Origin of the sequence: Halopenitus salinus, from assembly GCF_042662125.1 — an archaeon.
Lineage (GTDB): Archaea > Halobacteriota > Halobacteria > Halobacteriales > Haloferacaceae > Halopenitus > Halopenitus salinus.
Genome location: NZ_JBHSXL010000006.1, coordinates 168,886 through 193,776 on the forward strand (window position 1 = coordinate 168,886; position 24,891 = coordinate 193,776).

Below are 24,891 nucleotides of genomic sequence, written 5' to 3' on the forward strand. Positions count from 1 at the left end.
ACCGGGATCGCATCGCCCTTTTAGGCGTCGCCGGAGTAGCCCCGACATGGTCACGAACATCGCGGGGGTGATGGCGGATCTCGAGCCCGAGGACTTCTATCTCCTCTCGGGCGTCGAGCAGGGGATGCGATTTTCGGAGTGGGTCCGCCGCGACAAGCTCCCCGAATACGCCGATCTCACGCCCGAGGAGGTCGACTACCGGATCGACCGATGCATGGACGAGGAGCTGATCGAGCGGCGGACGATGCAGTACGTGGGCTACCAGCTCACCTTCGAGGGCTACGACGCCCTCGCGTTGCGGACGTTCGCCGAACGAGAGACGCTCCAGGGGATCGGCGCACCGCTCGGGGTCGGCAAGGAAAGCGACGTCTACGAGGTGCGGTCGTTCAAGCCGCTGGCGTTGAAGTTCCATCGGGAGGGCTATACGAACTTCCGGGAGGTGATGAAGGAACGCGAGTACACCGCCGATCGCCAGCACGTCTCGTGGCTCTACACCGCGCGCAAGGCGGCCGAACGCGAACACGAGGCGCTCGAGACGCTGTATCCCGACGTCTCGGTGCCGCGGCCGGTCGATCAGAACCGCCACGCGATCGTGATGGACAAATTCGACGGGGTGGAACTGGCCCGCGCGAAACTGGAGTCCGAACAGGCCCTCGGCGTGTGCGATCTCGTGATCCGCGAGCTCGAAACGGCCCACGGGGAGGGTTGGATCCACGCCGACATGTCCGAACACAACGTCGCGGTCGCGGAGGGCGGGATCACGATCTTCGATTGGCCCCAGGCGGTCCGGCGGGACCACGAGAACGCCCGGGAGTTTCTCGAACGGGATCTCCGGAACCTCACCCGCTATTTCGTCCGGAAATATCCACGTGAGATGCCGGATTCCGTCGACGTAGCCGGGCTCGCCGACGCCGTCGCGGAGGGAACCTTCGAGACGGTCCGCGAGTTCGACGATTTATAAACCATATGGTGCGATAGAAAATCCGCCATAGCGAAAGTCCCGTTTTCACACCCGACGCGTCAGGTGGTCACGAACGGCCCGTTGACAGTCCCGACAGCGATCGACGAGGCGAGCGATCGTCGCCAACACCGGATGGGAGCTTTCGAAGTCCGCATAGAGGTGCTCGAGAAGTGACCGGTGGGTGATCCCGACGGAGCCGTCGTGGCTCGTCGTGCTCGCGATCAGCCGCTGGCGTTCGGCGGCGACGTGTTCACATCGCTCGCAGTGTCGATCGATGGCGTCGTGGCGGTCGGAGAGGGCATCGAAGTCGAGTCGAAGGAGCGGGGTTTCGTCGGCGCAAGCGATCCACTCGACGACGGCGTCGATCTCCTCGCGTGCGGCTCGAAGCGACCGACGCTCCCGGTCGAGGGCCGTCTCCATCGTTCGGAGCTTCTCGCGGCGGTCCGCGACGGCGGAGCGGATCGCCTGCTGGAGGTCTCGAGTCAACCGGTCGGGCGTGCCGGGAGCGAGGGCGAGCGCGACGCTATCGCCGAGCGACGAGCGAACTGCCGCATCCACGGAGTCGCCGTCGAGACCCGCGGTGGTATGGGGCGCGACGGTCTCGGCGAAGACCTCGCGAACTCGGGTCGTTCCGCCGGATCGAGCACCGGATTCGGCGGCCGCGCCCGGGATCGAGACGGTTCCACCGTCGGTCACACCGGCGGGGCTCGTGGTCGTGCCGGTTGGGGCGGGCGAGACGGGGTCCATCTCCCGAACGGTCGCGTCGAACCGCCCGAGCGCGCTCCGCTCTTTGGTGGCGCGGTCGCATTCAGACTCAACGCGATCGAGGGCCTCGTGGACGGGCGTTCGGACGGTCATCGATCGCCCCCCGACCGCTCGCAGACGATGAGGTCGTGGTGGGCGAGGCCGTCGTCGTACCGCCGAAGGGCCGAGCGATAGCGTTCGGCCTCGCGAGCGGCGTTGCGTGCGATCTCACGGCTCTCGAAGGAGAGACCGGCAACCGGGACGGGCGTCTCGCCGGTGCGCGCGCACACGAGACGATACCGCCCCACGTCACTTGCGAGCGATTCGATCCGATCCCGGACGTCACGGAGCGTGACCTGCATGATTTAGGTCGTCCTAAAACCCGAGAGTACAAGTAATTTAGGCATGCCTAAACGCCGGTCGGGCGTGCGCCGACCGTCGCCGGGGATCGGTTGATCCCTACGGCCGACCCGTTGGCACAAGGGCGCGTTTGAGCCTTCGGAACGGCTTTTGGTGGAACCCGAGTGGCCACACGTATGAACAGACCCTCCCGTCGGAGCTTTCTCGGTGGAAGCGCCCTGACGCTCGCCGCGTTGACCGGCACGCTCGATCCGGATCGCCACCTGCGACCGTCGGCGTCCGCGGGCGTCGCTGACCTGGCCGACGAGTACGATCTCCCGAGCGCGCTCGCGGACGCGCTCGAGGCGATCCCGGCCGAATCGGCCGTCGAGATGTCCTACCGGCTCGTCGTGGCCGAGGACGTCTCCGCGATCGACGAGGCCGAGAACCTCCCGCACCAGGCACGCGTCGCCGGACGCGAACTCGGCGTCGAGGCGGCCGACCTGGAGATGGTCGCAACGGCGATCGCACACGACTATCGCCGGCGGCTCACGGTGGCCGTCGGATCGATGGACCGCGAGGCGGACGGAGAGACGATCGAGACCGCCGAGGGATGGCGGCTCGCGGACGACGGCGAAACGACGGTCGCGAGCGTCGAGGGGCGGACCGCGTTCGTCGCCGGCGAGGACGCCGAGGAACGCCACGCCGACGCGCGGGCGGTCGCCGGAGCGGCGCGCGGCGAAGTCGACCGGCTGGTCGAAGCGGACGACCACGCCGGCGCGGCCTTCGAGCGACTCGTCGGGTTCTCGACGGTCCTCTTCGTCCCCGACGCCGCGGACTCCGGGTTCCGAACGCCCGCGATCGGGAGCCTCGAGGCGTTCGCGGGGGGATTCGAGGTGCATCCCGCGAATCTCGAGGATCGATCCGAGGCGGAGTACGTCCTGTTCACGGACGGAAGCGAACCGGACGAGGAGACGGTCCGGTCGCTGATCGAGGAGGTCGGCGCCGGTATCGTACGCGAGACGGCGATCGATCGTGAGTCGAGCGACGGGGACCTCGTCCACGTTCGGGCGGTCCTCGAGGCGCCGCCGGAGTACGACCGCGAGGCGGCCCCGGAGGTCCGCGTCCAGTCGTCGCTCGATCGCGACGAGGGGACGCTCGCCATCGAACACGTCGGCGGCGAGGCGGTCGAGGGCGAGGCCCTCTCCGAGCTGGAACTCTGGGTCGACGGGGAGCTCGTCGACGCCCAGCCGGGGGACCGGGTCGAGACGTTCGAGCCGGGGGACGCGATGGACGTTGCAGTCGACCCTCTCTCGCGCGTGATCCTCCGGTGGTTCGACGAGGACGGGAACCGCCAGTACGTCTACGTGAACGAGGCGATCGACGAGGAGGCGTTCAAGTTCGCATACGACCTGGAGGAGGGCGCCCTCGAGGTGACCTACGTCGGCGAGCGGGACGCCGACCCGGATCGCGTGGAGCTGGTACACCGCGGTTCCGACGGCGTTCGACTCCCGGACGGGTTCGAGGGTTCGACCCCGATCACGACGGGCGAAACCGCCACGGTCGAGGACGTCGCGGTGGACGACGTCGTCACGGTCGACATCGACGTTCCGGAGGTTCCCGGCGTCTCGGAGCGTCCCCTGCGTCGGTTCCACGTCACCCCGCCGCGGCTCCACCTGCACCGACGCGAGGGATCGGTGGCGGCCGTCTACCACGACGAGCGGGACCGGCCGGCCGCGGAGTTCCGGACGCTCGTCGACGGCGAGCCCGCCGACGTCCAACTCGAGGATCGAACGGAGACGCTCTCGGAGGGGGACGCGATCGATCTCGGCGAGATCCCGATCGGAAGCACGGTCGTCGTCGAGTGGCTGAAGCCGGAGGAGCCGGTGACGGTGGACGAACACCACGTGACCCCCGAGGCGTTCGTCGACGTGGAGTACGACGCGGAGTCCGGGACCGTTCGGGTTGAACACCGGGACGGCGACGTGATGGACGCGGAGAACGTCGAGCTTCGAATCGACGAGGAACTCGCCGAAACGCAGCCGAGCGACGAACACGACGAGTTCGGCCCCGGCGACGTCGTGACCGCCGAGGCGACGCCGTTCGCGACCGTCGAGGCCGTCTGGGTGGGCGAGGAGGCCGAGCGGGGACTCGGCGGGACGACGACCGCACGGAACGCGATCGAGGCGACCTACGACCCCGGAACCGGGGAGATGGAACTGACCTACGTCGGCGAACAGCCGGCCGATCCGGCGGGTCTCGAGGTGTCGATCGACGGTCCGAGCGGGTCCCGAACGGTCGTGGAAACCGGAACGAGCGCGAGCGGGAGTGGAGGCAGCAGCGGCGGAACGGAGAGCAGCAGCGGTGAGGAGAACGGCGACGGTGGGGGAGAAAGCGGTGAGGAGAACGGCGACGGCGGAAGCGGCGGTGACGCGAACGAAAGCGAAGGCGATGAGCCCGCGGAGCCGCCGTCCTTTGCCGAGGAGTACGAGGAGCTGACGGAGGGCGATTCGATCGTCCTCGAGGCGGAGATCGGCGACCGGGTGCGGGTGAGCGTGCGCCACGAGACGGCCAACACGGTCTCGGTCCGGTCGATCGGCCACTTCCCGACGCGACCCCGACACGCGTTCACCTTCCGACGGGGATCCGAAGGACCGATACCGGGAGTCAACCGTTCCGGCGACGGAGCCGAGTCGTCATCCGATCCGACTCCGGACTCGAGGAACCCGGACGAGCTGTACGCCGTCTACGTCGGCCGGGTCGACCGGGACGCATCGGAGTTCCGGCTGCTCGTCGACGACGAGCCCGCGGAGGACCAGCCGGCCGACGAACACGACATGCTCGAGGGCGGGGACGCGATCCCGGTCGGGAAACCGGAGGTGGGAACGACGCTCCGGGCCGAGTGGACGGTCCCCGACGAGCCCGTCGGGGTCGGAGCCGAGACCATCGCCCCGGAGGCGAGCTTCGAGGTGGAACGCGACGGCGACGACGGGGGACTGGTCGTTCGACACGCGGGCGGCCACCCGATCGACGCGGAGCGGCTCTCCGTACACGTTCCAGGGCACACCGAAGGGCCGATCCCGTGGAACGGCGAGGGGACGGTACGGGAGGGCGACTCGACGACGATCGACGCGGAGGACTCACCGGGAGAGGTGATCGTGCTCTTCGACGAGCGCGAGGTGCTCGATCACGCGACGATCGAATGACTCCGGTCGGGTGAGGCCGGTCGGGTGACGACAAGCGCCAGTCGGGACGACCGCGGACGGACGGTCCGTCACCGAAGGTGGCCGCTAAGGGGTTAGTCGTCCGCGGGGGCGACGCCGGCGGCACCGGCACCGCCGGAGCCGGCGTCGGCGGTGAGCGTGTGATAGAGCATGATGAGCATCGACACGATGAGCGCGCCGCCCCAAAGCAGCGTCGTCGGCATGAGGAACGTGAGCCCGGCGCCCTCGCCGATCCAGACCGTGAGCGGAACGCCCCACTGGCCCGCGACGAAGAGGACCGTCACGGCGGTCCGAAGGGTTCCGGCCACGCCGAGCGCCGGCACGGCAAAGCCCATCACGATGGCGAGGATGGAGAGGACGCCGAGGTGTGCGTGTCCGCCGATCATCCACGGCGGGACCGCGCCGCCGCTCGAGAGGATGATCGACTGGTGAAGCCCCACGGCCATCATCACGGCCAATCCGAGAAAACCGGACGATTTGAGCGCCTTCGTCATGGTTGGTCGGTACCACATGGCGAAACCTGTTAAATTTTGAGGAACTCGGGGAACGTGTTCGGGTCGACGGCCGCCCTCCGTGGTCGGCGTTCCTCACTGAAACCGGACGCCGAGCTCCGAGAGCCGCTCGTTGTGCATCGCGACGTTGACCAAAAGCGGCGTGAGCGACTCGACCTCGGCGGCGTTGTCGATCGATCCGGCGTCCAGCGCGCGGAGCCCGTCGATGGCCTCCGCGAGCATGGAGACGATGTCCTTCGCGTCGGGGTCGTCGCCGAGGATCAACGTGTCGATCCCGAGGTCGCGATCGAGGTTTGCCAGCCGACCGGCGGGGAGGTTGTGGAACGCGCCGACGACCGAAACGTCGTCGGGCGCCGCGTCCGCGGCGATCCGGGTGACGCTTCCGGCGCCGGGGCGGTGGTAGTGGAAGCCGTCGTCCTCGCGTTTCATCCCCACGGCCGGCGAGACGAGCACGTCGTCCGCCCCGAGACGATCGGCGACCTCCTCGACGGTGTCGCCGACGTGGTAGGGCGGAACGGCGAGGACGACCACGTCGGCGCGGTCGGCCGCCATGGCGTTCTCGAAGCCGCCGATCGACGCGTCGACGCCGCGGCTGTCGAGTTCGGTCTCGTACTCCCGGGCCTTCGAGCGCGCGCGCTCGGGGTCGCGCGAGCCGACGATGACGTCGTGGTTCGTGTGGAACGCCCACCGGAGCGCCAGGCCCTCCCCGACCTCCCCGGTTCCGCCGAGTATCGCGATTCGCATATCCACACTGGCGGCGGCGGCGTCTTAGGTGCGTCGCTCGAGGAGGTCGACGAGGGCGTTCACGTCCTCGACGACGGCGTCGGCGCCGGCCGAGGCGTAGGTCTCTCGCCCCGATTCGCCCGTGAGCCCGCCTGTCAACACGCCGATCCCGTAGTAGACGCGATCGGGGTCCGCCTCGTCGGCGTTGCGGGCCGTCCGAACGTCGTCGAGGGTGTCGCCGACGAACGCGACCACGTCGGCGTCGAACCGCTCGGCGAGCGTCCGAAGCGCGCGGGGGTGCGGCTTCCCCTCCTCCCAGTCGTCCATGGTGAACCGGCGGCTCGAGGGGAGATCGAGGCCGGCCCGGTCGAGCGCGATGTCGGCCTCGGAGGCGGGGCGACCGGTGAGAACGCCGACGTCGAAGCGCGATCGAAGCGTCGAGATCGTCCCGGGGCGAACGAGCACGGGCTCGTCGGCGATGAATCCGGACGTTTCGAACGGCGGCTCGCCGCCCTCCAGCTCGCGGTAGAGATCGGCGCCGAGATAGAGCGCCTGGAAGACCTCGCGGAGCCGGTCGGGATCCCACGCGTCGAGGACGGCCGCGCGCGACTCGTCGGGGAGCGTCTCGAGGACGGTTTTCGCGCCCTCGAGTCCGCCCCCGGCGTCCGCGATCCGGGCCGTGAACTCCTCGACGTCCAACTCGAGACCGTCCGCTCGCGCGAGCACGTAAAGCGCCGCGGCGTCCGTGAGCTCCCAGTCGTTGTTGAACCCGCCGGCGTTCTTGAACGCCTGGATGGCTCCGCGGTCGATGGTCCGCCCGTACACGCGCTCGATCGACTCCACGATCGCCCGCCGGTAGGAGTCGGCGACGTCGACGAGCACCCCGTCGACGTCGAGCACGACTGCGTCGACCTGCATACCCTCCCTCGCGCGGCGGCGCGAAAAACCGTTCCGACTGGCGCGTGCTCGCCGCGTGGCGAGCCGGTCACGACTGCCCGCGCGACTCGGAGACCACGTAGAGGGTGTCCGATCCGACGGTCCGCCGCTCGACGCGAAGCGAGGGCGAGGGATCCTCGAACCCGAGCGTCGTGAACGCGGCCGCGGCGTCGAGCCGTTCGGCGAGGCGGACGGTCGCCGGTTGGATCTCCGCCGGGAGGTTTCGACCGTAGACCAGGGCGACCGGGGCGGCGTCCGCGTCGGCCTCCGGGATCGGAAGCGACCGACGCGGCGACGCCGACATCGCGAGGTCGTGGACGTCGAGGCGAGCGAACGCGACCTCGTCGGGAACCGGCCGGTCGACGACGTCGATCGCGATCACCCGGTATCCGGTTCCCGCGAGCGCGCGGGCGACGTCCGGTCGACGTCCGATCCCGACCTCCAGGAGGACGGGAGAGTCCGAGAGGTTCCGAAACGAGTCACGGGCCGCCGAGCCGGTCGGTCCTCGGGGGTCCGACGCGGCGAGTTCGGCGAGCGCGTTCGGGAGCGAGCACGAGGGAGATCCGGTCACGCCGGGCCATTTATGCACCAGGGAGGCATAACGGCTTTCATGCTCGTGGACATCGTTCCCGTCGGGGAGGTGCCGGCCCGGGTCAAACGGGAGGCCTCCAGCGCGCTGCGGTCGGTCTACGACTGTGAAGTGACGGTACACGACGAGCAGTCGGTGCCGGCGAGCGGCTACGACGAGGGGCGCGACCAGTATCGCGCCGAGGACCTCATCGAGGTCGTAAGCCGGGTCGGAAGCGGCGAGAAGAACATCGGCATCACCGCGCGGGACCTCTTTTACCGCAGACGGAACTACGTCTTCGGGCTCGCCTACCTCAACGGGAACGGCTCGATCATCTCCACCTACCGGCTCCAGACGTCCTCGGACGGCGGCATCTCCTCGAAGCCGCAGACCGACGTCGTCGCCGACCGGGTCCGCAAGGAGGTCGTCCACGAGATCGGCCACACCCTCGGTCTGGAACACTGCGACAACAGCAAGTGCGTGATGTCCTTTTCGCCCACCGTCCGCGAGGTGGACCTCAAGGAGGAACACCTCTGTGGGTCCTGCTCGCGGAGCGTCCACTGACCGACGACGGAGTCGAAGACGCTCGCGGTCGGTCGAAGACGAGTCGAGGGATCGGAGCGTCCGTCGACCCGATCAGGCGGGGTCGATCGTCCGCTCGGTCCGTGACTCCGCGACGGCGAAGGTGAGCGTGCTCAACACGCCGAGAAGCGTCCCCGCCGCGAGCGCGAGCGCCAGATCGCCGAGCGTGAAGGTCGTGAGCCCCGCGATCGGCGGGAGGAAGAAGCCGGAGAGGGCGTACAACACGACCGCGATGGCGACGACGTAAAAGGGGGCGTTGAGGTAGCGCCACCGGAACTCGCCGGCGAGGTACTCGTCCGTGATCTGGCCGAGGCTGGAGGTGATTCCCGCCACCGCGGCCCACTGGACGAACCCCTGGACGAAGGCCGCGAGCGCGGTTCCGACCGTGATTGGACCGCCGTCACCGACCGCGGACCGGACGATCTCGAGCGTCTCGTAGCCCTGCACGCCGCCGACCACGAGGAGGGCGAGCGCGACGACGTGGGTGATGAGCATCACGCGACCCGCGTACAGCACGTTTCGAGCGCGGTCGGCCGTGGCGTCGATCGTCGACTCGAGCCCGAGGCCGCGAAACAGCGAGTAGAGACCGAGCAGCGCGGAGATGAGTCCGAGGACCATCGCGCCGGCGATCTCGAAGAGGTTCGCGAGGACGACGAGCGGGTAGATGAGGAGCAGGATGCCGAGCGGCACGAGGATCGTCCCGCGGGTCTCCGGGTCGGCGAGGACCTGCTTGATCGTGTAGTACATCGACTCAAGGTTCTGTGCCTGCCGAACGACGACGCGTCTGACCCCGTCGATCGGCATTCGCGAGCGGATCACGGGCAACACGGACTCGTCCTGCGCGCCGTCGGTGATGATCACGGCGCGGATCTCGTCGCTCGCCGACAGCTCCGCGAGCACGCGGTCGATCTCCTCGCCGACCTTTCGGTTGGCCTGCACGTCGGATCCGTCGACGCCGGTGACGGCGGCGATCTCGACCTCCTGGTCGCTCGTCCCCGACAGCTCCTCGTGGACGTTGATCCCCTGAAACAGGACGTTGACGTCGGAGTCCTCCGGGTCGACCGTCGCGAGATCCACGGCCGCCGCGGTCACCGCCTCGCGTCCGATGACCGGGGTCTCGCGGCCGGTCTTGCGACCGAGGTCGTCGTCGAGGTCGACACAGAGGACGAGCAGCATCGAGCGGGGCTACGCCACGGTCGGGCATATGCTTTCGGTCGCCGGCGGGCCGAAGAGTCCGGGAACGCGGGTGGAGACGGACCGGGGACGACGAACGAGCACACACTCGCTCGGACGGGCGGTCATTCGTTCGCGTGTTCGATCGCGTTCATCATCCGGCGCACGTTCTCGCCGTCGCCGAACGAGTCGGGATAGGCGGCCACCGGGACGACGAAGTCGCCGCCGGTCCCCACCGGATCGGCGACGTGAAGCTCCAGGTCGATCGAGATGTCGGTTCCCTGGACGTTCCCCTGGGCGGTGTAGACGACGACGGTCGCGTCGGTACCGAGGATGGACGTCGTGTACTCGGAGCCGCGCTCGGGGTCGGACGCGTCGTCGTATCGCGAGAGAACGACCTCGGCGAGTTCCGCGTTGTCCATGTCGGCGATCGGGTTGTAGGAGCGACCCAGAAGCTCGACGCGGGGCGTCGCGAGGGTCACGAAGACGGCCGCCTGATAGCGCTCGCCGAACAGATCGACGGCCTTGTCGTACTCGGCGACCCGGTTTTTCACCCGCACCGTACGCGTTCCGCCGGGGACGTCGACTTCGTGGGTCCGCGTCTCGGTCGTGACGTCGTTGAGCTCGTAGTCGGTCTCGGAGAGCGCGGCGTCGGCGACGGTCGCGGTGCCGGCCTCGAACTCGACCACCTCGCCGCGAGCGACGTCGAAGGTGGTACAGCCCGCGAGCCCGGCCATCCCGACCGCCCCGCCCGCGAGGAGGAACCGACGGCGAGAGGTTCCGCCGGAACGGTTCGAACGCCGATCGGAGTCGATCCGGGCGTCGTCGCGATCGGCAGAGGCGTCGTCGGGGTCGACCGAGGCGCCCTCGCGGTCGGTCGAAGCGTCCTCGCGGTCGATCGACGAATCGTGGCGGTCACTCATGAGGAGAGGCTTCCCCGTGGGAAGGTACATGCTTTGTGGGACGGGAAACGGACCGAGACGATGAGGACCCGTTCCGGAATTCCGGCCGCGACATCCGTTCGAGAGGGCGTGACACGCCGGAACGACGCTCCGCACGCTTTTTGAGTCCGGAGGCGGTAGTGTTCCGTAGATGATATCGAAGGGCTGTGAACAGTGCGCCAAGGGCGGGAAGATGGTGCTTTTCGTCTACGGCTACTGCGACCAGCGGGACTGCTTCTACTGTCCCCTCGGCGAGAACCGCAAGAACGTCACCGACGTCTACGCCAACGAGCGGCGCGTCGAGTCCGACGAGGACGTCATCGCCGAGGCCAAGCGGATGAGCGCGCTCGGGACCTCCATCACCGGCGGCGAGCCCCAGGAGGCCTTGGAGCGGACCTGCCGGTACCTCGAGCTCCTCAAAGACGAGTTCGGCGAGGACCACCACACTCACCTCTACACCGGGATCACGGGCGGTCGCGAGAACATGCGCCGGCTGAGCGAGGCGGGCCTCGACGAGATCCGATTTCACCCGCCGCTCGAGCTGTGGGGCGACATGCACGGCACCGAGTGGGAGGAGATCCTCCACGTCGCACGCGAGGAGGAGATCACTCCCGCCTTCGAGATCCCCGGGATCCGCGCGGAGCCCGAGTTCCTCGAGTTTCTGGACGAGGGGGCCGCGGAGTTCTGCAACGTCAACGAGTTCGAGATGTCCGACGGCAACTACCGGCGGATGCAGGAGGAGGGCTTCGAGCTGCAGGAGGGACACATGTCCGCCGTCGAGGGATCGAAGGACGACGCGATCCTCGAGGAGATGGCCTCCCACGAGAAGGTCTACTTCTGTACGAGCGTCTTCAAGGACGCCGCCCAACACCGCAACCGGCTGAAGCGGATGGCCCGGAACGTCCGTCGGGAGTTCGACGAGGTGACCGACGACGGCACGCTGGTCTACGGAAAGACGTACGCGTCCCCCGAGCGGTTCGAGGACCTCGGCGTCCCCGAGGAGTTCTACAGCGTCAAGTCGAACCACGTCGAGGTCGCCTGGTGGCTCCTCGAGGACATGATCGAGGACGACGACATCGAGGACGGCGAGATCGTCGAACAGTACCCGACCGTCGACGGGACCGTCGTCGAGCGGACTCCCGTCGCCTGAGGCTGGCCGTTCCTTTTGCCCGGGCGGATCCCCGTTCCCGCGAATCGCTATCGATCGGCGTCTTCCAGCAGCCGTGAGGCGTTCACGATCGACTCGAGGGTCACGTCGTGTTCGGCGAGCAGATCGCTCGCGCCCTCCTCGCGATCGACGACGACGAGCACGCGGTTCACCACGGCGCCGGCGTCCCGAAGCGCCTCGACCGCGTCGACGGCCGACCGTCCGGTCGTCGCGATGTCCTCGAGGACGATGACCTCCTCGCCCGCCTCGAGCCGCCCCTCGATCCGGTTCGCGGTGCCGTACTCCTTGGCCTTCTTGCGAGCGATGACGTAGGGGCGATCGAGTTCGGCGGCGGTCACCGCGACGAGCGGGACCGCGCCGAGGGCGACGCCCGCGAGCTTGGCGTCGGTGTCGGCGAGCCGGTCGGCGAAGGCCGCGGCGATGAGCCGGAGACACTCGGGGTCGGTCTCGAAGAGGTACTTGTCGACGTAGTACTCGCTCGTGCCGCCGTGCGAGAGCTCGAACTCGCCGAATCGAACGGCGTCGGCCTCCCGAAGCGCGTCGACGAGGGCTGCCGTGTCGTCGCGTCCGGCGGACGAATCCTCGGGATCGTTCATACCCGTGTGCTCGTCGCGGCGCGTATAAACCGGTCGGAACGGCACGCCCGAGACGGACGGCGTCGAACGGGGGTCGGTTCGCACCGAACGAAAGGTCTAAGTTAGTGGTACGCTATACCATACCGTGTATGTCGTCCGCACCCAGCACGAACGACGGCGTGTTCGACGAATTCCTCGAGGACCGCGGTCACGAAACCGACATCGTACGCTGGGAGCGATCGTATAACAAAAAGAAGTGTCCGGAGTGCGGCGGTCTCCACGACGAGTCCGCGCGCGAGTGTGGCGTCTGCGGCTGGACGCCGGCGGCTTGATCCCGGCAGTTTGACCCCGGCGACGGTTCGGCCCCGACGGGCCGTCCGAGACCGTCCCGGACCGGTCGCCCGAACGACTTCGATCGGACGGATCACGCGGGGGTTTTTAACCGATACCGAGCCACTTGGAAGCGATGGCTACGGGGAGACGACACGCGACGGTCGCCGAATCGAGGATCCGACGTATCGGTCGAAATCGGCCACGAAAACGGGCATACCGCCCGTTCGTCGAAGCGCGTGGAGCGGGTGGAGGACAACGCTTATGCGCGAAGTCGCCCTTCGGTGAGGTACCACCATGGGAGTGATCGAGGACGTCTACGCGGACCTCGAGGCCGACGTCGAACTCGAGGAGTTCGAGGCGGCCGTCGAGGACAAAGTCGAGCAGATGGGCGGCCTCGCGGACGAGGAGACGGCCGCGATGCTCATCGCCCACGAGCTTCGCGACGAGGAGGCCGAGACGATCGCCGACATCGAGCCGGGGATGGACGAGGTGAAATTCCTCGGAAAGGTCACCTCGATCGGCGAGATCAGGACCTTCGATCGCGACGACACGGAGGAGGACGGCCGGGTCTGTAACGTCGAGATCGCGGACGAGTCCGGCTCGGTCCGGGTCGCGCTGTGGGACGAGATGGCGACGGCCGCCCAAGAGCAGCTGGAGGTCGGCGACGTCCTCCGCGTGATGGGACGTCCAAAGGAGGGGTACAACGGGCTCGAGGTCAGCGCGAACAAGGTCGAGACGGACGAGGACGCCGAGGTCGACGTGCAGATCCTCGACACCTACCGGGTCGAGGATCTCACGCTCGGCGCCTCGGACGTGACCCTCGTCGGGAAGGTTCTCGATACCGACGCCGTTCGGACCTTCGATCGCGACGACGGCTCGGAGGGACGGGTCTCGAATCTCGTCCTCGGCGACGAGACCGGCCGCGTCCGCGTGACGCTTTGGGACGACCGGGCGGACCTCGCGGGGGAGTTCGACGCCGACGAGGTCGTCGAGGTCGTCGACGGCTACGTCCGCGAGCGGGACGGCTCCCTCGAGTTGCACGTCGGGTCCCGGGGATCGATCGAACGCGTCGAGGAGGACGTCGAATACGTCCCTGAGACGACCGACATCGCCGATCTGGAGATCGGCCGGACGGTCGACATCGCCGGCGGCGTGATAGAGACCGACCCGACACGGACCTTCGATCGCGACGACGGCTCGGAGGGGCAGGTTCGAAACGTCCGAATCAAGGACGAGACGGGCGAGATCCGCGTCGCGCTGTGGGGCGAGAAGGCCGACCGCGAGGTGGATCTGGCCGACGAGGTCGTCTTCACCGACGTGGAGATCCAGGAGGGATGGCAGGACGACCTCGAGGCGTCGGCGAACTGGCGGTCGACGGTCAGCGTCATCGAACGCGGCGACTCGCCGACCGCGGCCGGGAACCGCTCCGAGGGAGCCGCGCGCTCGAGCCCGTCGGATGCGTCGGGCCGATCCCCGGAGACGGGCCAAAGCGAGGGGCTCGGAGCCTTCGCCGACAACGGCGATGGCGTGGGTGAAAGCGCCACCGACAGCGATGGCGGGCCAGCCACGAACGGAGAGTCGTCGGGGGAGACGAACACGTCGGAGACCACGAAGACGCCGCAATCCCCGGAGGCGTCGGCGGACGGATCGCCCGGCGGCGCGACCGTGACGGCCGCCGCCGACGGCGCCGCGGTCGCCGAGAGCGTCGAGTTCACGGGAACGGTGGTTCAGGCCGGAAGCCCGGTGGTCCTCGACGACGGCGAGCGCACGAAGAGCGTGGAGACCGAGGCCGAACTCCGTCTCGGGGAGGAGATAACCGTCAGGGGAACCGAACGGGACGGCCGGATCGACGCCGACGAGGTCTTTTGAGGCCGGTTCGGAGCGCGATTCGGGACGGACGGCATCGTCGACGCGGATCCGGCTGGGGGACGGCTTGATGAGGCGGTTCGAAGAGGCGACTCGAGGAGAGCGGATATCGCTCCTCGTGGTCGGAGACGGCGGCTAACGGGCGCTAACGGAAAGCGTTATACCGGAAACGACCCCGAGTGTGTGTATGAGTGTCGAGTTGCCGTTCGCCCCGGTCGATCAGATCATCCGGCGGAACGCCGGCGACCTCAGGGTGAGCGCCGACGCGGCCGAGGCGCTCGCGCGCCGGGTGGAGGGACACGGCGCGTCGTTGGCCGAGGACGCGGCCGAGCACGCGACCGACGACGGGCGAAAGACGCTTATGGCCTCGGATTTCGGCGTCGAACAGGTCGTCGACCGCGAGGACCTCGTCTTGCCCGTGGCGCCGGTCGACCGGATCGCCAGGCTGGAGATCGACGACGGCTATCGGGTCGGCATGGACGCGCGGATCGCGCTCGCCGACGTTCTCGAGGACTACGCGGACAACGTCGCCGGCGCGGCGGCAACGCTCGCACGCCACGCGGATCGACGCACGATCCAGGCGGAAGACATCGAGACGTACTTCGCCCTCTTCGAGTGACATGCAGTTCGGATACAGCGAGGCCTGTCTGGAACACGACACCGGCGATCGACACCCCGAAAGCCCCGATCGCCTGCGAGCCATCCGCGAGGGACTCAAGCGGGAACACGGCGTCAGCTACGAGGAGGCCGCGCCCGCCGATCGCTCGGAGATCGAGGCCGTCCACGACGAGGAGTACGTAGAGGAGATCGAGGCGTTCTGTGCGGACGGCGGGGGGAACTGGGACCCCGACACCGTCGCCACGGCGGAAACCTTCGAGGCGGCCCTCACGTCCGCGGGGCTCGCGAGGTGGGCGGCGACGGAGGCGCTTTCGGGGTCGAACGGGCGTCGGACCCCGTTCGCGATCGGCCGTCCGCCGGGCCACCACGCGGTCGAGGACGACGCGATGGGGTTTTGTTTCTTCAACAACGCCGCCGTGGCCGCCCAGGCGATCATCGACGAGGGGGCGGCCGACCGCGTCGCGATCTTCGACTGGGACGTCCACCACGGAAACGGCACCCAGGACATCTTCTACGACCGGGACGACGTGTTCTACGCGTCCATCCACGAGCAGGGACTCTATCCGGGAACGGGGGCGATAGACGAGACGGGGACGGACGGCGCGGAGGGAACCACGCTGAACGTCCCTCTTTCCGCCGGTGCCGGCGATCCGGAGTACCAGTACGCGGTCGAGGAGACGCTTTCGCCCCTCCTCGAGCGGTTCGACCCGGAGCTCCTGTTCGTCTCGGCCGGCTTCGATGCCCACAGACACGACCCGATCTCGCGGATGCGCGTCTCGACGGAGGGATACGCGATGTTGACGGAGCAGGTTCGCGGGATCGCAGACCGCGTCGACGCCGGACTCGGGTTCGTCCTCGAGGGAGGATACGGCCTCGACACCCTCTCCGAGGGGGTCCGAACGGTCCACGAGACCTTCGACGGGCGCGATCCGATCGACGTCGAGGGAAAGATAAACGACTCGACTCGAGTGCTCGTCGACGACGTCAAAACGCAGTTCGACCTGTAGTCCGTCCCGTCACGGTCTCGGGTCGAAATACGACCGAAGCTCCGGACCGAACCCGTCTGCGAGGGTCGCCGTCTCGGCGCCGACGAGAACGTCCCGCTGCGACAGCGCGTCCGCGACGTGCGTCCCGAGACCGACGTCGAATATCGCGTCGCTCTCGAGGAACTCCGCGGCGCTCGTCACCTCGCGGTCGCGCTCGAGGACGTATCGATCGCCCTCGAGAAACGGACCGTAGGGCGGGCGCTCCTCGTCCGCGTAGGCCGCGTAAAATCCCTCGGCGTGTTCGCGGACCGCGACCGGCGGCCCCAGGTGTCTGGCGATCGAGGGGAGCGTCTCGACGAGCAGTTCGACGAACAGCACCGCCCGCCGGGGATCCGTTTCGGATCCGTCCTCGACCATCGCGGTCGATCGAAGCACCGGAAAGCCGTGATCCTCGAGCGCGCGGACGATCCCCGAACGCGACTTGCGAAGCTGCGGCCACAGCTGGTCGTCGACGAGGGAGGGCGCCTCGAAGACGACCGCCACGGGGGTCGTCCCGCGGCGCCGAAGGTGGTCGCGGACGCCATCCGAATCGAGCGGTTCGCGATCGGGCGGGAAGAAGACCTCCGTACGCGGCGTCTCGAGGAGGTCGCGCGCGTGGTGTTGGACTCGCGCGAGGTTTTCGGCCGAACAGACGGCGGCGACGTTCCGTTCCGGATCGGTCGGATCGATGACGACGAGCGGGTCGTCGAAGGCGGTCGCCGCGTGCGTCTCCGGATCGATCGTGATCGGCGGGCTCCAGTCCGCCGCCGCACGAAGCAGGGGCGCGAAGCCGCCGAACTCCACGACAAGCAGTTCGGTGAGATAGCCCGAGAAGCCGCGGGTCTTCAGGTCGCTGCCGTAGGCGCCGATGCCCTTGAGGAAGCGTTTCGCCAGCAGGACCTCCTCGGCCAGCGTCGGTGTGAGCCGCTCGGAGAGGTAGGCGTCATGAAAGGGGGTCCGATCGACGGCCGAGCGGATCTCGGTCGCATCCGAAACGGCATAACACGGGACGAGATCCACCTCGAAGCCGTCGACGGTCCCCTTGACGTAGGGGTGTTCGGCGTACTCCTCGTGGCCGTCGGGCAGAACGGCGTGGCCGATCGCCAGGCCGTACCGTTCGAGCTCCGATCGCGGGAGGTCGGTGGGAAAGCGAACGAAGAGGTCGATGTCACGATCGCCCGCGAGCCAGGTTCCCCGTGCCGTCGAGCCGACGCGAACGATGTCGACGTCGTCTTCGATGTCCGGATCCATCGCGAGATCGGAGAGCGCCTCGTGGACCCGATCGACGAGCCGTCCCGAGGTCGCCTCCAGCCGCTCGCGCTCGTCGGGTCCCGGTTTGACGCGGTCGAGAACCGACTCGCGGACCGCATCGAGCTCGCTCATGGGGACGGGTTCAGCGGGTCGACCCGAAAGGATGTCGGTCGAAAGCGGCGGGGCCGTGGCCGTCGACCTCGAGCGCGTCGATCGGTCGCGTCCGACGAACCGAGAACCCCGCCGTCGGGCGAAAACGAAAGCCCTATCAAAAGCAGCCGAATACCATAGGGTGCACGCCGAAGTAGCTCAGTTGGTAGAGCGCCTCGCTGTTAGGACGACCGGCTCGCCCGCTCGTCGCAGATACGAGGCGGTCCCAGGTTCGAGTCCTGGCTTCGGCGCCTCCTTCGTTTCGACGCCGACCCGGAAGCGACGCCGTCGGGCGTCCCGACGTCGAAACCGGCCGAACCCGATACGCTAAAGGGTCGCGCCGAGAGACCACCTCGTGAGGGCCCTTAGCTTAGTCCGGCTTAAAGCGACTCGCTCATAACGAGTTGAGCGCTGGTTCAAATCCGGCAGGGCCCATCCAGCGGACGAACGGGCTCTCGAGAATGTCGACGATCGCTCCCCGAGCCATCGGTATCGCGAACCGGCGGGCGATCCTATAAGGCGCCGCCCCACGAACCCGCCAGCATGGACCCGATCAACGTCACGGCCGACGCCGAGGAGTTCACCTGCAACGCCTATCTGGTTCCGGGCGAGGTGACGACCCTCGTCGACGCCGGAACAATGCCCGGCGTCGAGGACGTCATCGCGGAGCACGTGGAGGCGCTCGACCGCGTGGTGGTGACCCACCAGCACACGGACCACGTGGCGGAACTCGACGCGGTGCTCGACGCCTTCGACGCCGAACTCTACGCGTACGCGGAGCACCCTCGCCGCGACGTCGAACTGGTGGACGGATCGACGGTCGAGATCGGCGATGAGACCTGCGAGGTGGTCTACACCCCGGGTCACGCGTCCGATCACGTCTCGTTCGTCGGCGACGAGCGCCTCTACAGCGGCGACGTGGTGGTCTACAACGACGGAGCGTTCGAGGACGGATCGTTCGGCCGCACGGACATGGCGGGCCAGTCGCGCGAGCGGCTCATCGAGAGCCTGGAGGACCTCCTCGACCACCTGCCCGAGGGCGTCTCGGGAATGTACGCCGGCCACGGTGACGTCTACCGGCCGTCGGAAAACGAGGACGGCGTACGGGAGGTCATAGAGCGCGCGCTCGAGCGTGCGAAGCGGCGGCAGCCGAAATATCCCGAGTAGCCCTTGGGACCCGATCCGTCCGGAGACACGGCTCACCGGAAGACGCGTGATGGGGACGGAAGCGAACCCGACGATCTACGCCGCGCGGCGTTCCTTCGCCTTCGGGCGGAGGTTCCCGTAGCCGCACTTGCGGCATCGCTCGGCACGCTCGGAGTTGCGGGCGTTACAGCGCATGCACACCATCTTCTCGAGAAGTCGGTCCTCGGCGGCGTCGAACTTGGCCATACCGACACCAGAGCCGGCGTGCTGTAAAAGCTTGCGAGACGAACGCGCGCGGATCAGGCGCCGGCCTGCTCGATGGCGGCCTGGATGTCCTCCTTTTGTGTGACGCCGACGAACCGGTCGACGACCCCGTCGTCGGACTCGACGATGAGGGTGGGAAGCGAGCGCACCTGATACTGGTTGGCGACGTCCTGCTGTTCGTCGACGTCGATCTTCTCCAGCTCGAAGGCGTCGCCCAATTCCTCCTTGAGCTCGTCGAGGATCGGGTCCTGGGTCTTACACGGGCCACACCAGTCGGCGTGGAAATCGAGGAGTCGAACGGTCATTGCTCTACGCTCGGTTGTCGCGGCGAGCGGATAAGAGTTACCGACGCGGCCGACGTCGCCGACGATCGGCTCGGGATTACCGACGGAAGATCGCCAGTCGAAACGTTTAGGCGAGTGGACCGGCGAGTGGAACCATGAGCAGCGGACAGAACTCCGGCGGGCTGATGTCCAGCGCGGGGCTCGTTCGGTACTTCGACTCCGAGGACCGAAACGCGATCCTGATCGACCCGAAGACGGTCATCGCGTTCGCGGTGCTCTTCGGCGTGTTCGTCCAGATCATCTCGCTCACCGTGTGAGGACGGGACGTCCGAGGGAACCGAAGAGCGCGCACGCCGCGACGGATCGGCGCGCGTCCCGAAGAACGCGCACTTTTTCCGGACTGCACCCCCAGCTACGGGCATGAAGGCAGGCGTGATCGCCGTTCAGGGGGACGTCTCCGAGCACGCCGACGCGATCCGGCGCGTCGGCGCGCGACGCGGCGAGGAGACGACGGTCGTGGAGATCCGCGAGTCGGGAATCGTCCCGGAGTGTGACGTGTTGTTGGTCCCCGGCGGGGAGTCGACGACGATCTCCGGGCTCCTCCACCGGGAGGGCATCGCAGGGGAGATCCGATCACACGTCGCCGCGAACAAGCCGGTTCTCGCGACGTGTGCGGGGCTGATCGTGTGTTCGCGGGACGCCAAGGACGACCGCGTGGACACGCTTTCGGCGATCGACGTCAGCGTCGATCGGAACGCGTTCGGCCGCCAGCGCGACTCCTTCGAGGCCCCGCTCGACGTCGAGGGGCTCGAGGACCCGTTCCCCGCGGTGTTCATTCGGGCACCGGCGATCGACGAGGTGGGCGAGAGCGTCGAGGTGCTGGCCAGTTGGGACGGACGACCCGTCTGCGTTCGCGACGGACCGGTCGTGGGAAGCGCGTTCCACCCGGAACTCACCGACGATCCGCGGATCCACGAGCTCGCGTTCGCGCCCGAACGGGAGGTGGAGGCACGATGACGGACGAACCGACGGAACGACCGACGAGCGAGGCCGAAGCGGCAAGGGACGCCGATCCGGACGTTCTCGACGAGCTGTTCGAGACGATCGAGGATCGAAAGCGGGAGCTGCCGGAGGGATCCTACACGGCGTCGCTTTTCACCCACGAGAAGGGTGAAAACGCCGTCTTAGAGAAGATCGGCGAGGAGACGACGGAGGCGATCCTCGCCGCGAAGGACGACGACGACGAGGAGCTGCTGTATGAAAGCGGCGACCTCGTCTACCACCTGCTCGTGTTGTTGGCGATGAAGGACCTCGATCTCGAGGACCTCCGCGAGGAACTCGAGTCGCGGTTCGGCTAGCGGGCCGCAGGAACCACGGGCTCGGGGACGGACGGGCCGGTCCAACCACGAGGAACCCGTAGGTCAAAGCATACTTACCCCCAGCGCGGCGAGTGTTCCGTAATGAGTACCGAGACGGAAGAAACGAACGACGACCGTCGCAAATACGAGTTCCGGAAGGTGATAGAGGAACTCCAGGAGTACGAGGGCTCCGGAACCCAGCTCGTCACGATCTACATCCCCGAGGACAAACAGGTCGCCGACGTGGTGGCACACGTCACCCAGGAGCACAGCGAGGCGGCGAACATAAAGTCCAAACAGACGCGGACAAACGTCCAGGACGCGCTGACGAGCATCAAGGACCGCCTCCGGTATTACGACACCTTCCCGCCGGAGAACGGGATGGTCATCTTCTCGGGTGCGGTCGATTCGGGCGGCGGACGGACGGAGATGGTGACGAAGACCCTCGAGTCGCCGCCGGACCCCGTCGAGTCGTTCCGCTACCACTGCGATTCGGACTTCCTGACCGAGCCGTTAGAGCACATGCTCGCGGACAAGGGCCTCTTCGGGCTCATCGTCCTCGATCGCCGCGAGGCCAACGTCGGGTGGCTGAAGGGCAAACGCGTCGAGCCCGTCAAGTCCGCCTCCTCGCTCGTCCCGGGCAAACAGCGCAAGGGCGGACAGTCCGCCCAGCGGTTCGCCCGGCTTCGACTCGAGGCGATCGACAACTTCTACCAGGAGGTCGCGGAGATGGCCAACGACCTGTTCGTTCCCAAGCGCCACGAGCTCGACGGGATCCTCGTGGGGGGCCCCTCGCCGACGAAGGACGAGTTCCTCGACGGCGATTACCTCCACCACGAGCTGCAGGACAAGGTCCTCGGCAAGTTCGACGTCTCCTATACCGACGAGTCGGGACTCTACGACCTCGTCGACGCCGGCCAGGAGGCACTCTCCGATCAGGCGATCGTCGACGACAAAAACCAGATGGAGGAGTTCTTCGAGAACCTCCACACCGGCGAGCAGGCGACCTACGGGTTCGAACCGACCCGCCGGAACCTCGTGATGGGATCGGTCGACCGGCTGCTGCTCTCCGAGGATCTGCGGTCGGACGTCGTGATCTACGAGTGTCCGAACGGCCACGAGGAGTACGAGGTCGTCGACAGCCGTCACTCGACGCCCGACCACGAGTGTTCGGAGTGCGGCGAGGACGCGGAGATGCGGGAACGCGAGGACGTGATCGAACACCTGATGGAGATCGCGGACCAGCGCGGGACCGAGACGAAGTTCATCTCCACGGACTTCGAGAAGGGCGAGCAGTTCCAGGACGCCTTCGGCGGAATCGGCGGCATTCTGCGGTACTCGACCGGCGTCTGAGGCCGCACACGTCTCGGAAGGTCTGTACGTCTCAGAGATACTGCGCGAGTTGGCGAGCGCGGCGGTCGACGTCGAAGTGGGGATCCTCGAGTTCGTCTCCGAGTCGATCGAGAGCGAGCAGGACGTCGACGCCCTCGCGTTCGGCGTACTCCATCAGCTCGACGACCGCCGGACGGTTGACCGCGAGCGAATCGAGCTTGCCACAGGCCAACAGGAACGCGACGCCGCCGTTCCCGTCCGGGATCGCGTCGTTCACCGCGGAGGGATCGGCGGTCGGGTCGTGGTTCACGTCCGCCACGTCGCCAGCGGACGGGCGAACACACAGGCAGCCGGGACAGACCGCGACGACCGTTTCGGGGGCCGGATCGACGAACTCGCGCAGCTCGGGAGGCACGCGAACCGCGAGCGTCTCGCCGTCACAGTCGGGACAGTCCATGTCGGCGAGTGGATACGATGTGGGATAAAGGACCGCGATCGTGTAGCGGGACCGACTCGAACGACCCGGAGCCGGAGCGTCAGTCCGCGGAGACGGCTTCGGACGTCTCGGAGTCGGCTTTGGCCTCGGCTTCCGCCTCCTCCTCTTTTTCCTTCTTCGCTTTGATCTTCTTGAGCCGGAAGATCTCTTCGCGTTCCTGCTCCTCGAGCTTCTGTTCGATGTACTCCTGGTTCTCGTACAGCTGCGGGAGCAGCGTGAACTCGAGAGCGTTGACGCGGCGTTTGGTGGTCTCGATCTCCTCGAGCATCTTCTTCATCGCCGTCTCGACCTCCGCGGCGAGGATGATCGTCTCCAACAGCTCCTCGTAGGCGTCGGCCGCCTCGTCGATCCGCGCGGAGGAGCCGAGCAGACCGTACCCGCGCTCGTCGAGCGACTTCTTCACCTTCGAGGACTCGATCTGGGGGACCACGACGCCCATGATGTTCTTCGATCGCGTCGTGATCTCCGGGTGTTCCTTGAGCGCCGCGGCCGCGCCGCGGACCGCGACGTCGCCCTCCATCGCGCGGGCCATGTCGATCTTGCGTTGGGCGGTTTCGTAGTCGTCCGACAGGTCCGAGCGGACGTCCTGGGCCTGGTCGAGGATGTCCATGAACTCCATGATGAGGCCGTCGCGCTTCTGCTCGAGGGTGTCGTGTCCCCGCTCGGAGAGCTCGATGCGATCCTCGATCGCCATCAGGTTCTTCCGAGTGGGTTTGACGTCCTTGGCCATCTCTTGGGCGAACGTTGCTCCCCTAGGAGGTTAATAGTTGTCTGTTTGGCTCGTGTCGGGGGTCCGAGCGATGCGGACGGAGACACGAACCGCAGACTGGTGGAACGCGAAAACGAGCCGAGAACGGTCGAATCCGAAGGTGGAATCGAAACGAAGCGATCGGCGTCAGTCGGCCGCCTCGACGATCTTCCGCTCGGAGTCGTCCTCGCGGTAGTACTCCTCGATGAACTCCTCGTCGACGCGGTTGAGTTCGTCCTTCGGCAGCATCGAGAGGAGGTCCCAGCCGATCTCCAGGGTGTCCTCGAGATCGCGGTTCGTCTCGAAGCCCTGGTCGACGAACTCCGTCTCGAAGGCGTCCGCGAAGTCAAGGTACTTGTTGTCGCGGTCGGAGAGCGCCTCGCGACCGACGATGTTCACGAGGTCGCGCAGGTCCTCGCCCTCCGCGTATGCCGCGTACATCTGGTCGGAGACGTCGCCGTGGTCCTCGCGGGTGAGGCCCTCGCCGATGCCGTCGTCCATCAGCCGCGAGAGGCTGGGCAGGACGTTCACCGGGGGTTGCAGGCCCTGACTGTTGAGGTCGGGGTCGACGTAGATCTGGCCCTCGGTGATGTAGCCGGTCAGATCCGGGATCGGGTGGGTGTCGTCGTCGCCCGGCATCGTGAGGATCGGGATCTGCGTGACCGAACCCTCACGCCCCTCGATCCGGCCGGCACGCTCGTAGAGCTGTGCCAGGTCGGTGTACATGTATCCGGGATAGCCACGTCGCCCCGGAACCTCCTCGCGGGCGGCGCCGATCTCGCGGAGCGCCTCACAGTAGTTCGTCATGTCCGTGAGGATGACGAGGACGTGGTAGTCCTTCTCGAAGGCGAGGTACTCGGCGGTGGTGAGCACCATCCGCGGCGTGACCGTCCGCTCGACGGCGGGGTCGTCCGCGAGGTTCATGAAGACGACCGAACGCTCGAGTGCGCCGGTACGCTCGAAGTCCTGCATGAACTCGTTGGCCTCCTCCTGGGTGATGCCCATCGCGCCGAAGATGACGGCGAACTCCGAGCCCTCGTCGTCGTCGCCGTCCTCCTCCTCCTCGGGCACGCTCGCCTGGCGGGCGATCTGCATCGCGAGCTCGCTGTGGGGCTGGCCCGAACTCGAGAAGATGGGAAGCTTCTGTCCGCGAACGAGCGTGTTCATGCCGTCGATGGCGGAGACGCCCGTCTCGATGAACTCCTCGGGGTACTCCCGGGAGTAGGGATTGATCGCCGCGCCGACGATGTCCTGTCGCTCCTCGGGGACGATCTCCGGGCCGCCGTCGATCGGCCGACCGGAGCCGTCGAGCACCCGACCGAGGAGGTCCTCGGTGACGGGCATCTTCATGGTCTCGCCGAGGAAGCGAACCGACGCGTCCTGGTCGATGCCGGAGGTGCCCTCGAACACCTGGATGGCCACGAGGCCCTCCGAGGATTCGAGCACCTGACCGCGCAGCGTCTCCCCCTGTGCCGTCTCGATCTCGACGATCTCGTCGTATCCGATCGCCTCGTCGACCTCGGCGTACACGAGCGGGCCGCTGATCTCGGTGATCGTTTGGTATTCTTTCATGG

At 67.4% G+C, this 24,891-nt stretch carries 28 protein-coding genes and 2 tRNA genes; 15 read left to right on the plus strand and 15 right to left on the minus strand.

What is annotated here, in order from left to right; genetic code table 11:
• The first annotated feature begins 46 nt into the window (after window positions 1-46).
• Window positions 47-961: an RIO1 family regulatory kinase/ATPase domain-containing protein gene (locus tag ACFQE9_RS07050; protein WP_379742407.1), complete on the plus strand. Its 915-nt coding sequence runs from the start codon at window positions 47-49 to the stop codon at window positions 959-961.
• 45 nt (window positions 962-1,006) lie between these two features.
• Here ACFQE9_RS07050 and ACFQE9_RS07055 read toward each other — a convergent pair whose 3' ends face one another.
• Both ACFQE9_RS07055 and ACFQE9_RS07060 read right to left on the minus strand, forming a co-directional pair.
• Window positions 1,007-1,819, minus strand: a complete 813-nt coding sequence (locus tag ACFQE9_RS07055; protein ID WP_379742410.1) for a DUF7260 family protein — start codon at window positions 1,817-1,819, stop codon at window positions 1,007-1,009.
• Window positions 1,816-2,067 (minus strand): DUF7552 domain-containing protein, encoded by a 252-nt coding sequence (locus tag ACFQE9_RS07060; RefSeq protein ID WP_379742413.1) that lies wholly within the window; start codon window positions 2,065-2,067, stop codon window positions 1,816-1,818. The genes ACFQE9_RS07055 and ACFQE9_RS07060 overlap by 4 nt, the downstream gene beginning before the upstream one ends.
• A gap of 174 nt (window positions 2,068-2,241) precedes the next feature.
• Here ACFQE9_RS07060 and ACFQE9_RS07065 point away from each other — a divergent pair, with 174 nt between their 5' ends.
• Window positions 2,242-5,250 (plus strand): hypothetical protein, encoded by a 3,009-nt coding sequence (locus ACFQE9_RS07065; RefSeq protein ID WP_379742416.1) that lies wholly within the window; start codon window positions 2,242-2,244, stop codon window positions 5,248-5,250.
• A 92-nt stretch (window positions 5,251-5,342) separates the two neighbouring features.
• Here ACFQE9_RS07065 and ACFQE9_RS07070 read toward each other — a convergent pair whose 3' ends face one another.
• The 4 genes from ACFQE9_RS07070 to ACFQE9_RS07085 all read right to left on the minus strand — a co-directional run bounded on the left by ACFQE9_RS07070 (window position 5,343) and on the right by ACFQE9_RS07085 (window position 8,010).
• On the minus strand, window positions 5,343-5,762 hold the full coding sequence (locus ACFQE9_RS07070; RefSeq protein ID WP_379742419.1) for a DUF8059 family membrane protein: 420 nt from the start codon (window positions 5,760-5,762) through the stop codon (window positions 5,343-5,345).
• A gap of 93 nt (window positions 5,763-5,855) precedes the next feature.
• A complete protein-coding gene (gene npdG, locus ACFQE9_RS07075) occupies window positions 5,856-6,524 on the minus strand; it encodes an NADPH-dependent F420 reductase (protein ID WP_379742422.1) in 669 nt (222 codons plus the stop codon).
• A 24-nt stretch (window positions 6,525-6,548) separates the two neighbouring features.
• The gene (locus ACFQE9_RS07080; RefSeq protein WP_379742425.1) at window positions 6,549-7,421 is read right to left on the minus strand and encodes a TIGR01548 family HAD-type hydrolase; all 873 of its coding nucleotides are present in this window, start codon (window positions 7,419-7,421) and stop codon (window positions 6,549-6,551) included.
• Window positions 7,422-7,488: 67 nt separating this feature from the next.
• The gene (locus ACFQE9_RS07085; protein ID WP_379742428.1) at window positions 7,489-8,010 is read right to left on the minus strand and encodes a UPF0146 family protein; all 522 of its coding nucleotides are present in this window, start codon (window positions 8,008-8,010) and stop codon (window positions 7,489-7,491) included.
• Between the two features lie 39 nt (window positions 8,011-8,049).
• On the opposite strand from ACFQE9_RS07085, the gene ACFQE9_RS07090 reads away from it, so the two are divergent.
• On the plus strand, window positions 8,050-8,571 hold the full coding sequence (locus ACFQE9_RS07090) for an archaemetzincin family Zn-dependent metalloprotease (protein ID WP_379742430.1): 522 nt from the start codon (window positions 8,050-8,052) through the stop codon (window positions 8,569-8,571).
• Between the two features lie 72 nt (window positions 8,572-8,643).
• Here the strand turns inward: ACFQE9_RS07090 and ACFQE9_RS07095 are convergent, their stop codons facing one another.
• Together ACFQE9_RS07095 and ACFQE9_RS07100 are read right to left on the minus strand one after the other, a co-directional pair.
• Window positions 8,644-9,765, minus strand: a complete 1,122-nt coding sequence (locus tag ACFQE9_RS07095; protein ID WP_379742433.1) for a DUF373 family protein — start codon at window positions 9,763-9,765, stop codon at window positions 8,644-8,646.
• Between the two features lie 122 nt (window positions 9,766-9,887).
• A complete protein-coding gene (locus tag ACFQE9_RS07100; RefSeq protein ID WP_379742436.1) occupies window positions 9,888-10,685 on the minus strand; it encodes a DUF6517 family protein in 798 nt (265 codons plus the stop codon).
• A 169-nt stretch (window positions 10,686-10,854) separates the two neighbouring features.
• On the opposite strand from ACFQE9_RS07100, the gene ACFQE9_RS07105 reads away from it, so the two are divergent.
• Window positions 10,855-11,853 (plus strand): radical SAM protein, encoded by a 999-nt coding sequence (locus tag ACFQE9_RS07105; RefSeq protein WP_379742439.1) that lies wholly within the window; start codon window positions 10,855-10,857, stop codon window positions 11,851-11,853.
• A gap of 47 nt (window positions 11,854-11,900) precedes the next feature.
• On the opposite strand, the gene pyrE is transcribed toward ACFQE9_RS07105, so the two are convergent.
• A complete protein-coding gene (gene pyrE / locus ACFQE9_RS07110) occupies window positions 11,901-12,467 on the minus strand; it encodes an orotate phosphoribosyltransferase (protein WP_379742442.1) in 567 nt (188 codons plus the stop codon).
• Between the two features lie 128 nt (window positions 12,468-12,595).
• Between pyrE and ACFQE9_RS07115 the strand changes: the two genes are divergently transcribed.
• From ACFQE9_RS07115 to ACFQE9_RS07130, 4 genes are all read left to right on the plus strand, one after another.
• Window positions 12,596-12,778, plus strand: a complete 183-nt coding sequence (locus ACFQE9_RS07115; RefSeq protein ID WP_379742445.1) for an HVO_0416 family zinc finger protein — start codon at window positions 12,596-12,598, stop codon at window positions 12,776-12,778.
• 295 nt (window positions 12,779-13,073) lie between these two features.
• On the plus strand, window positions 13,074-14,648 hold the full coding sequence (locus tag ACFQE9_RS07120) for a single-stranded DNA binding protein (protein WP_379742448.1): 1,575 nt from the start codon (window positions 13,074-13,076) through the stop codon (window positions 14,646-14,648).
• Window positions 14,649-14,832: 184 nt separating this feature from the next.
• Entirely contained in the window at window positions 14,833-15,264 is a 432-nt protein-coding gene (locus ACFQE9_RS07125; RefSeq protein ID WP_379742451.1) for a histone, read from the plus strand.
• 1 nt (window position 15,265) lies between these two features.
• Entirely contained in the window at window positions 15,266-16,270 is a 1,005-nt protein-coding gene (locus ACFQE9_RS07130; RefSeq protein ID WP_379742454.1) for a histone deacetylase family protein, read from the plus strand.
• Between the two features lie 9 nt (window positions 16,271-16,279).
• Here the strand turns inward: ACFQE9_RS07130 and cca are convergent, their stop codons facing one another.
• Window positions 16,280-17,671, minus strand: a complete 1,392-nt coding sequence (gene cca / locus ACFQE9_RS07135; RefSeq protein WP_379742457.1) for a CCA tRNA nucleotidyltransferase — start codon at window positions 17,669-17,671, stop codon at window positions 16,280-16,282.
• Window positions 17,672-17,837: 166 nt separating this feature from the next.
• Between cca and ACFQE9_RS07140 the strand changes: the two genes are divergently transcribed.
• The 3 genes from ACFQE9_RS07140 to ACFQE9_RS07150 all read left to right on the plus strand — a co-directional run bounded on the left by ACFQE9_RS07140 (window position 17,838) and on the right by ACFQE9_RS07150 (window position 18,856).
• Window positions 17,838-17,940, plus strand: a tRNA-Asn gene (locus ACFQE9_RS07140).
• A 108-nt stretch (window positions 17,941-18,048) separates the two neighbouring features.
• A tRNA-Ile gene (locus ACFQE9_RS07145) sits at window positions 18,049-18,124 on the plus strand.
• 108 nt (window positions 18,125-18,232) lie between these two features.
• Window positions 18,233-18,856, plus strand: coding sequence for an MBL fold metallo-hydrolase (locus tag ACFQE9_RS07150; RefSeq protein WP_379742460.1), 624 nt, complete (start codon window positions 18,233-18,235; stop codon window positions 18,854-18,856).
• Between the two features lie 75 nt (window positions 18,857-18,931).
• On the opposite strand, the gene ACFQE9_RS07155 is transcribed toward ACFQE9_RS07150, so the two are convergent.
• Together ACFQE9_RS07155 and ACFQE9_RS07160 are read right to left on the minus strand one after the other, a co-directional pair.
• Complete coding sequence (locus ACFQE9_RS07155; protein WP_379742463.1) at window positions 18,932-19,081, minus strand: 50S ribosomal protein L40e; 150 nt, start codon at window positions 19,079-19,081, stop codon at window positions 18,932-18,934.
• Between the two features lie 53 nt (window positions 19,082-19,134).
• Window positions 19,135-19,404: a thioredoxin family protein gene (locus tag ACFQE9_RS07160; protein ID WP_379742466.1), complete on the minus strand. Its 270-nt coding sequence runs from the start codon at window positions 19,402-19,404 to the stop codon at window positions 19,135-19,137.
• A gap of 134 nt (window positions 19,405-19,538) precedes the next feature.
• Between ACFQE9_RS07160 and ACFQE9_RS07165 the strand changes: the two genes are divergently transcribed.
• The 4 genes from ACFQE9_RS07165 (at window position 19,539) to prf1 (ending at window position 22,094) form a co-directional block, all read left to right on the plus strand.
• On the plus strand, window positions 19,539-19,700 hold the full coding sequence (locus ACFQE9_RS07165) for a preprotein translocase subunit Sec61beta (RefSeq protein WP_379742469.1): 162 nt from the start codon (window positions 19,539-19,541) through the stop codon (window positions 19,698-19,700).
• 103 nt (window positions 19,701-19,803) lie between these two features.
• Window positions 19,804-20,400: a pyridoxal 5'-phosphate synthase glutaminase subunit PdxT gene (gene pdxT / locus ACFQE9_RS07170; RefSeq protein WP_379742472.1), complete on the plus strand. Its 597-nt coding sequence runs from the start codon at window positions 19,804-19,806 to the stop codon at window positions 20,398-20,400.
• Window positions 20,397-20,741 carry a phosphoribosyl-ATP diphosphatase gene (gene hisE / locus ACFQE9_RS07175; protein WP_379742475.1) on the plus strand — a complete coding sequence of 115 codons (345 nt, stop codon included), beginning with the start codon at window positions 20,397-20,399 and terminating at the stop codon, window positions 20,739-20,741. Before pdxT ends, hisE begins: the two co-directional genes overlap by 4 nt.
• A gap of 102 nt (window positions 20,742-20,843) precedes the next feature.
• Window positions 20,844-22,094: a peptide chain release factor aRF-1 gene (gene prf1, locus ACFQE9_RS07180; RefSeq protein WP_379742478.1), complete on the plus strand. Its 1,251-nt coding sequence runs from the start codon at window positions 20,844-20,846 to the stop codon at window positions 22,092-22,094.
• 31 nt (window positions 22,095-22,125) lie between these two features.
• Here the strand turns inward: prf1 and ACFQE9_RS07185 are convergent, their stop codons facing one another.
• The 3 genes from ACFQE9_RS07185 to ACFQE9_RS07195 all read right to left on the minus strand — a co-directional run bounded on the left by ACFQE9_RS07185 (window position 22,126) and on the right by ACFQE9_RS07195 (window position 24,889).
• Window positions 22,126-22,530, minus strand: a complete 405-nt coding sequence (locus ACFQE9_RS07185) for a DUF6276 family protein (RefSeq protein WP_379742481.1) — start codon at window positions 22,528-22,530, stop codon at window positions 22,126-22,128.
• Window positions 22,531-22,609: 79 nt separating this feature from the next.
• The gene (locus ACFQE9_RS07190; protein ID WP_379742483.1) at window positions 22,610-23,299 is read right to left on the minus strand and encodes a V-type ATP synthase subunit D; all 690 of its coding nucleotides are present in this window, start codon (window positions 23,297-23,299) and stop codon (window positions 22,610-22,612) included.
• Window positions 23,300-23,464: 165 nt separating this feature from the next.
• Entirely contained in the window at window positions 23,465-24,889 is a 1,425-nt protein-coding gene (locus ACFQE9_RS07195; RefSeq protein WP_379742486.1) for a V-type ATP synthase subunit B, read from the minus strand.
• Window positions 24,890-24,891: the final 2 nt, after the last annotated feature.

Coding starts and splice junctions, on each gene's coding strand:
- ACFQE9_RS07050 (WP_379742407.1), top strand. CDS start 47: ATGGTCACGAACATCGCGGGGGTGATGGCGGATCTCGAGCCCGAGGAC.
- ACFQE9_RS07055 (WP_379742410.1), bottom strand. CDS start 1,819: ATGACCGTCCGAACGCCCGTCCACGAGGCCCTCGATCGCGTTGAGTCT.
- ACFQE9_RS07060 (WP_379742413.1), bottom strand. CDS start 2,067: ATGCAGGTCACGCTCCGTGACGTCCGGGATCGGATCGAATCGCTCGCA.
- ACFQE9_RS07065 (WP_379742416.1), top strand. CDS start 2,242: ATGAACAGACCCTCCCGTCGGAGCTTTCTCGGTGGAAGCGCCCTGACG.
- ACFQE9_RS07070 (WP_379742419.1), bottom strand. CDS start 5,762: ATGACGAAGGCGCTCAAATCGTCCGGTTTTCTCGGATTGGCCGTGATG.
- npdG (WP_379742422.1), bottom strand. CDS start 6,524: ATGCGAATCGCGATACTCGGCGGAACCGGGGAGGTCGGGGAGGGCCTG.
- ACFQE9_RS07080 (WP_379742425.1), bottom strand. CDS start 7,421: ATGCAGGTCGACGCAGTCGTGCTCGACGTCGACGGGGTGCTCGTCGAC.
- ACFQE9_RS07090 (WP_379742430.1), top strand. CDS start 8,050: ATGCTCGTGGACATCGTTCCCGTCGGGGAGGTGCCGGCCCGGGTCAAA.
- ACFQE9_RS07095 (WP_379742433.1), bottom strand. CDS start 9,765: ATGCTGCTCGTCCTCTGTGTCGACCTCGACGACGACCTCGGTCGCAAG.
- ACFQE9_RS07100 (WP_379742436.1), bottom strand. CDS start 10,685: ATGAGTGACCGCCACGATTCGTCGATCGACCGCGAGGACGCTTCGACC.
- ACFQE9_RS07105 (WP_379742439.1), top strand. CDS start 10,855: ATGATATCGAAGGGCTGTGAACAGTGCGCCAAGGGCGGGAAGATGGTG.
- pyrE (WP_379742442.1), bottom strand. CDS start 12,467: ATGAACGATCCCGAGGATTCGTCCGCCGGACGCGACGACACGGCAGCC.
- ACFQE9_RS07115 (WP_379742445.1), top strand. CDS start 12,596: ATGTCGTCCGCACCCAGCACGAACGACGGCGTGTTCGACGAATTCCTC.
- ACFQE9_RS07120 (WP_379742448.1), top strand. CDS start 13,074: ATGGGAGTGATCGAGGACGTCTACGCGGACCTCGAGGCCGACGTCGAA.
- ACFQE9_RS07125 (WP_379742451.1), top strand. CDS start 14,833: ATGAGTGTCGAGTTGCCGTTCGCCCCGGTCGATCAGATCATCCGGCGG.
- ACFQE9_RS07130 (WP_379742454.1), top strand. CDS start 15,266: ATGCAGTTCGGATACAGCGAGGCCTGTCTGGAACACGACACCGGCGAT.
- cca (WP_379742457.1), bottom strand. CDS start 17,671: ATGAGCGAGCTCGATGCGGTCCGCGAGTCGGTTCTCGACCGCGTCAAA.
- ACFQE9_RS07150 (WP_379742460.1), top strand. CDS start 18,233: ATGGACCCGATCAACGTCACGGCCGACGCCGAGGAGTTCACCTGCAAC.
- ACFQE9_RS07155 (WP_379742463.1), bottom strand. CDS start 19,081: ATGGCCAAGTTCGACGCCGCCGAGGACCGACTTCTCGAGAAGATGGTG.
- ACFQE9_RS07160 (WP_379742466.1), bottom strand. CDS start 19,404: ATGACCGTTCGACTCCTCGATTTCCACGCCGACTGGTGTGGCCCGTGT.
- ACFQE9_RS07165 (WP_379742469.1), top strand. CDS start 19,539: ATGAGCAGCGGACAGAACTCCGGCGGGCTGATGTCCAGCGCGGGGCTC.
- pdxT (WP_379742472.1), top strand. CDS start 19,804: ATGAAGGCAGGCGTGATCGCCGTTCAGGGGGACGTCTCCGAGCACGCC.
- hisE (WP_379742475.1), top strand. CDS start 20,397: ATGACGGACGAACCGACGGAACGACCGACGAGCGAGGCCGAAGCGGCA.
- prf1 (WP_379742478.1), top strand. CDS start 20,844: ATGAGTACCGAGACGGAAGAAACGAACGACGACCGTCGCAAATACGAG.
- ACFQE9_RS07185 (WP_379742481.1), bottom strand. CDS start 22,530: ATGGACTGTCCCGACTGTGACGGCGAGACGCTCGCGGTTCGCGTGCCT.
- ACFQE9_RS07190 (WP_379742483.1), bottom strand. CDS start 23,299: ATGGCCAAGGACGTCAAACCCACTCGGAAGAACCTGATGGCGATCGAG.
- ACFQE9_RS07195 (WP_379742486.1), bottom strand. CDS start 24,889: ATGAAAGAATACCAAACGATCACCGAGATCAGCGGCCCGCTCGTGTAC.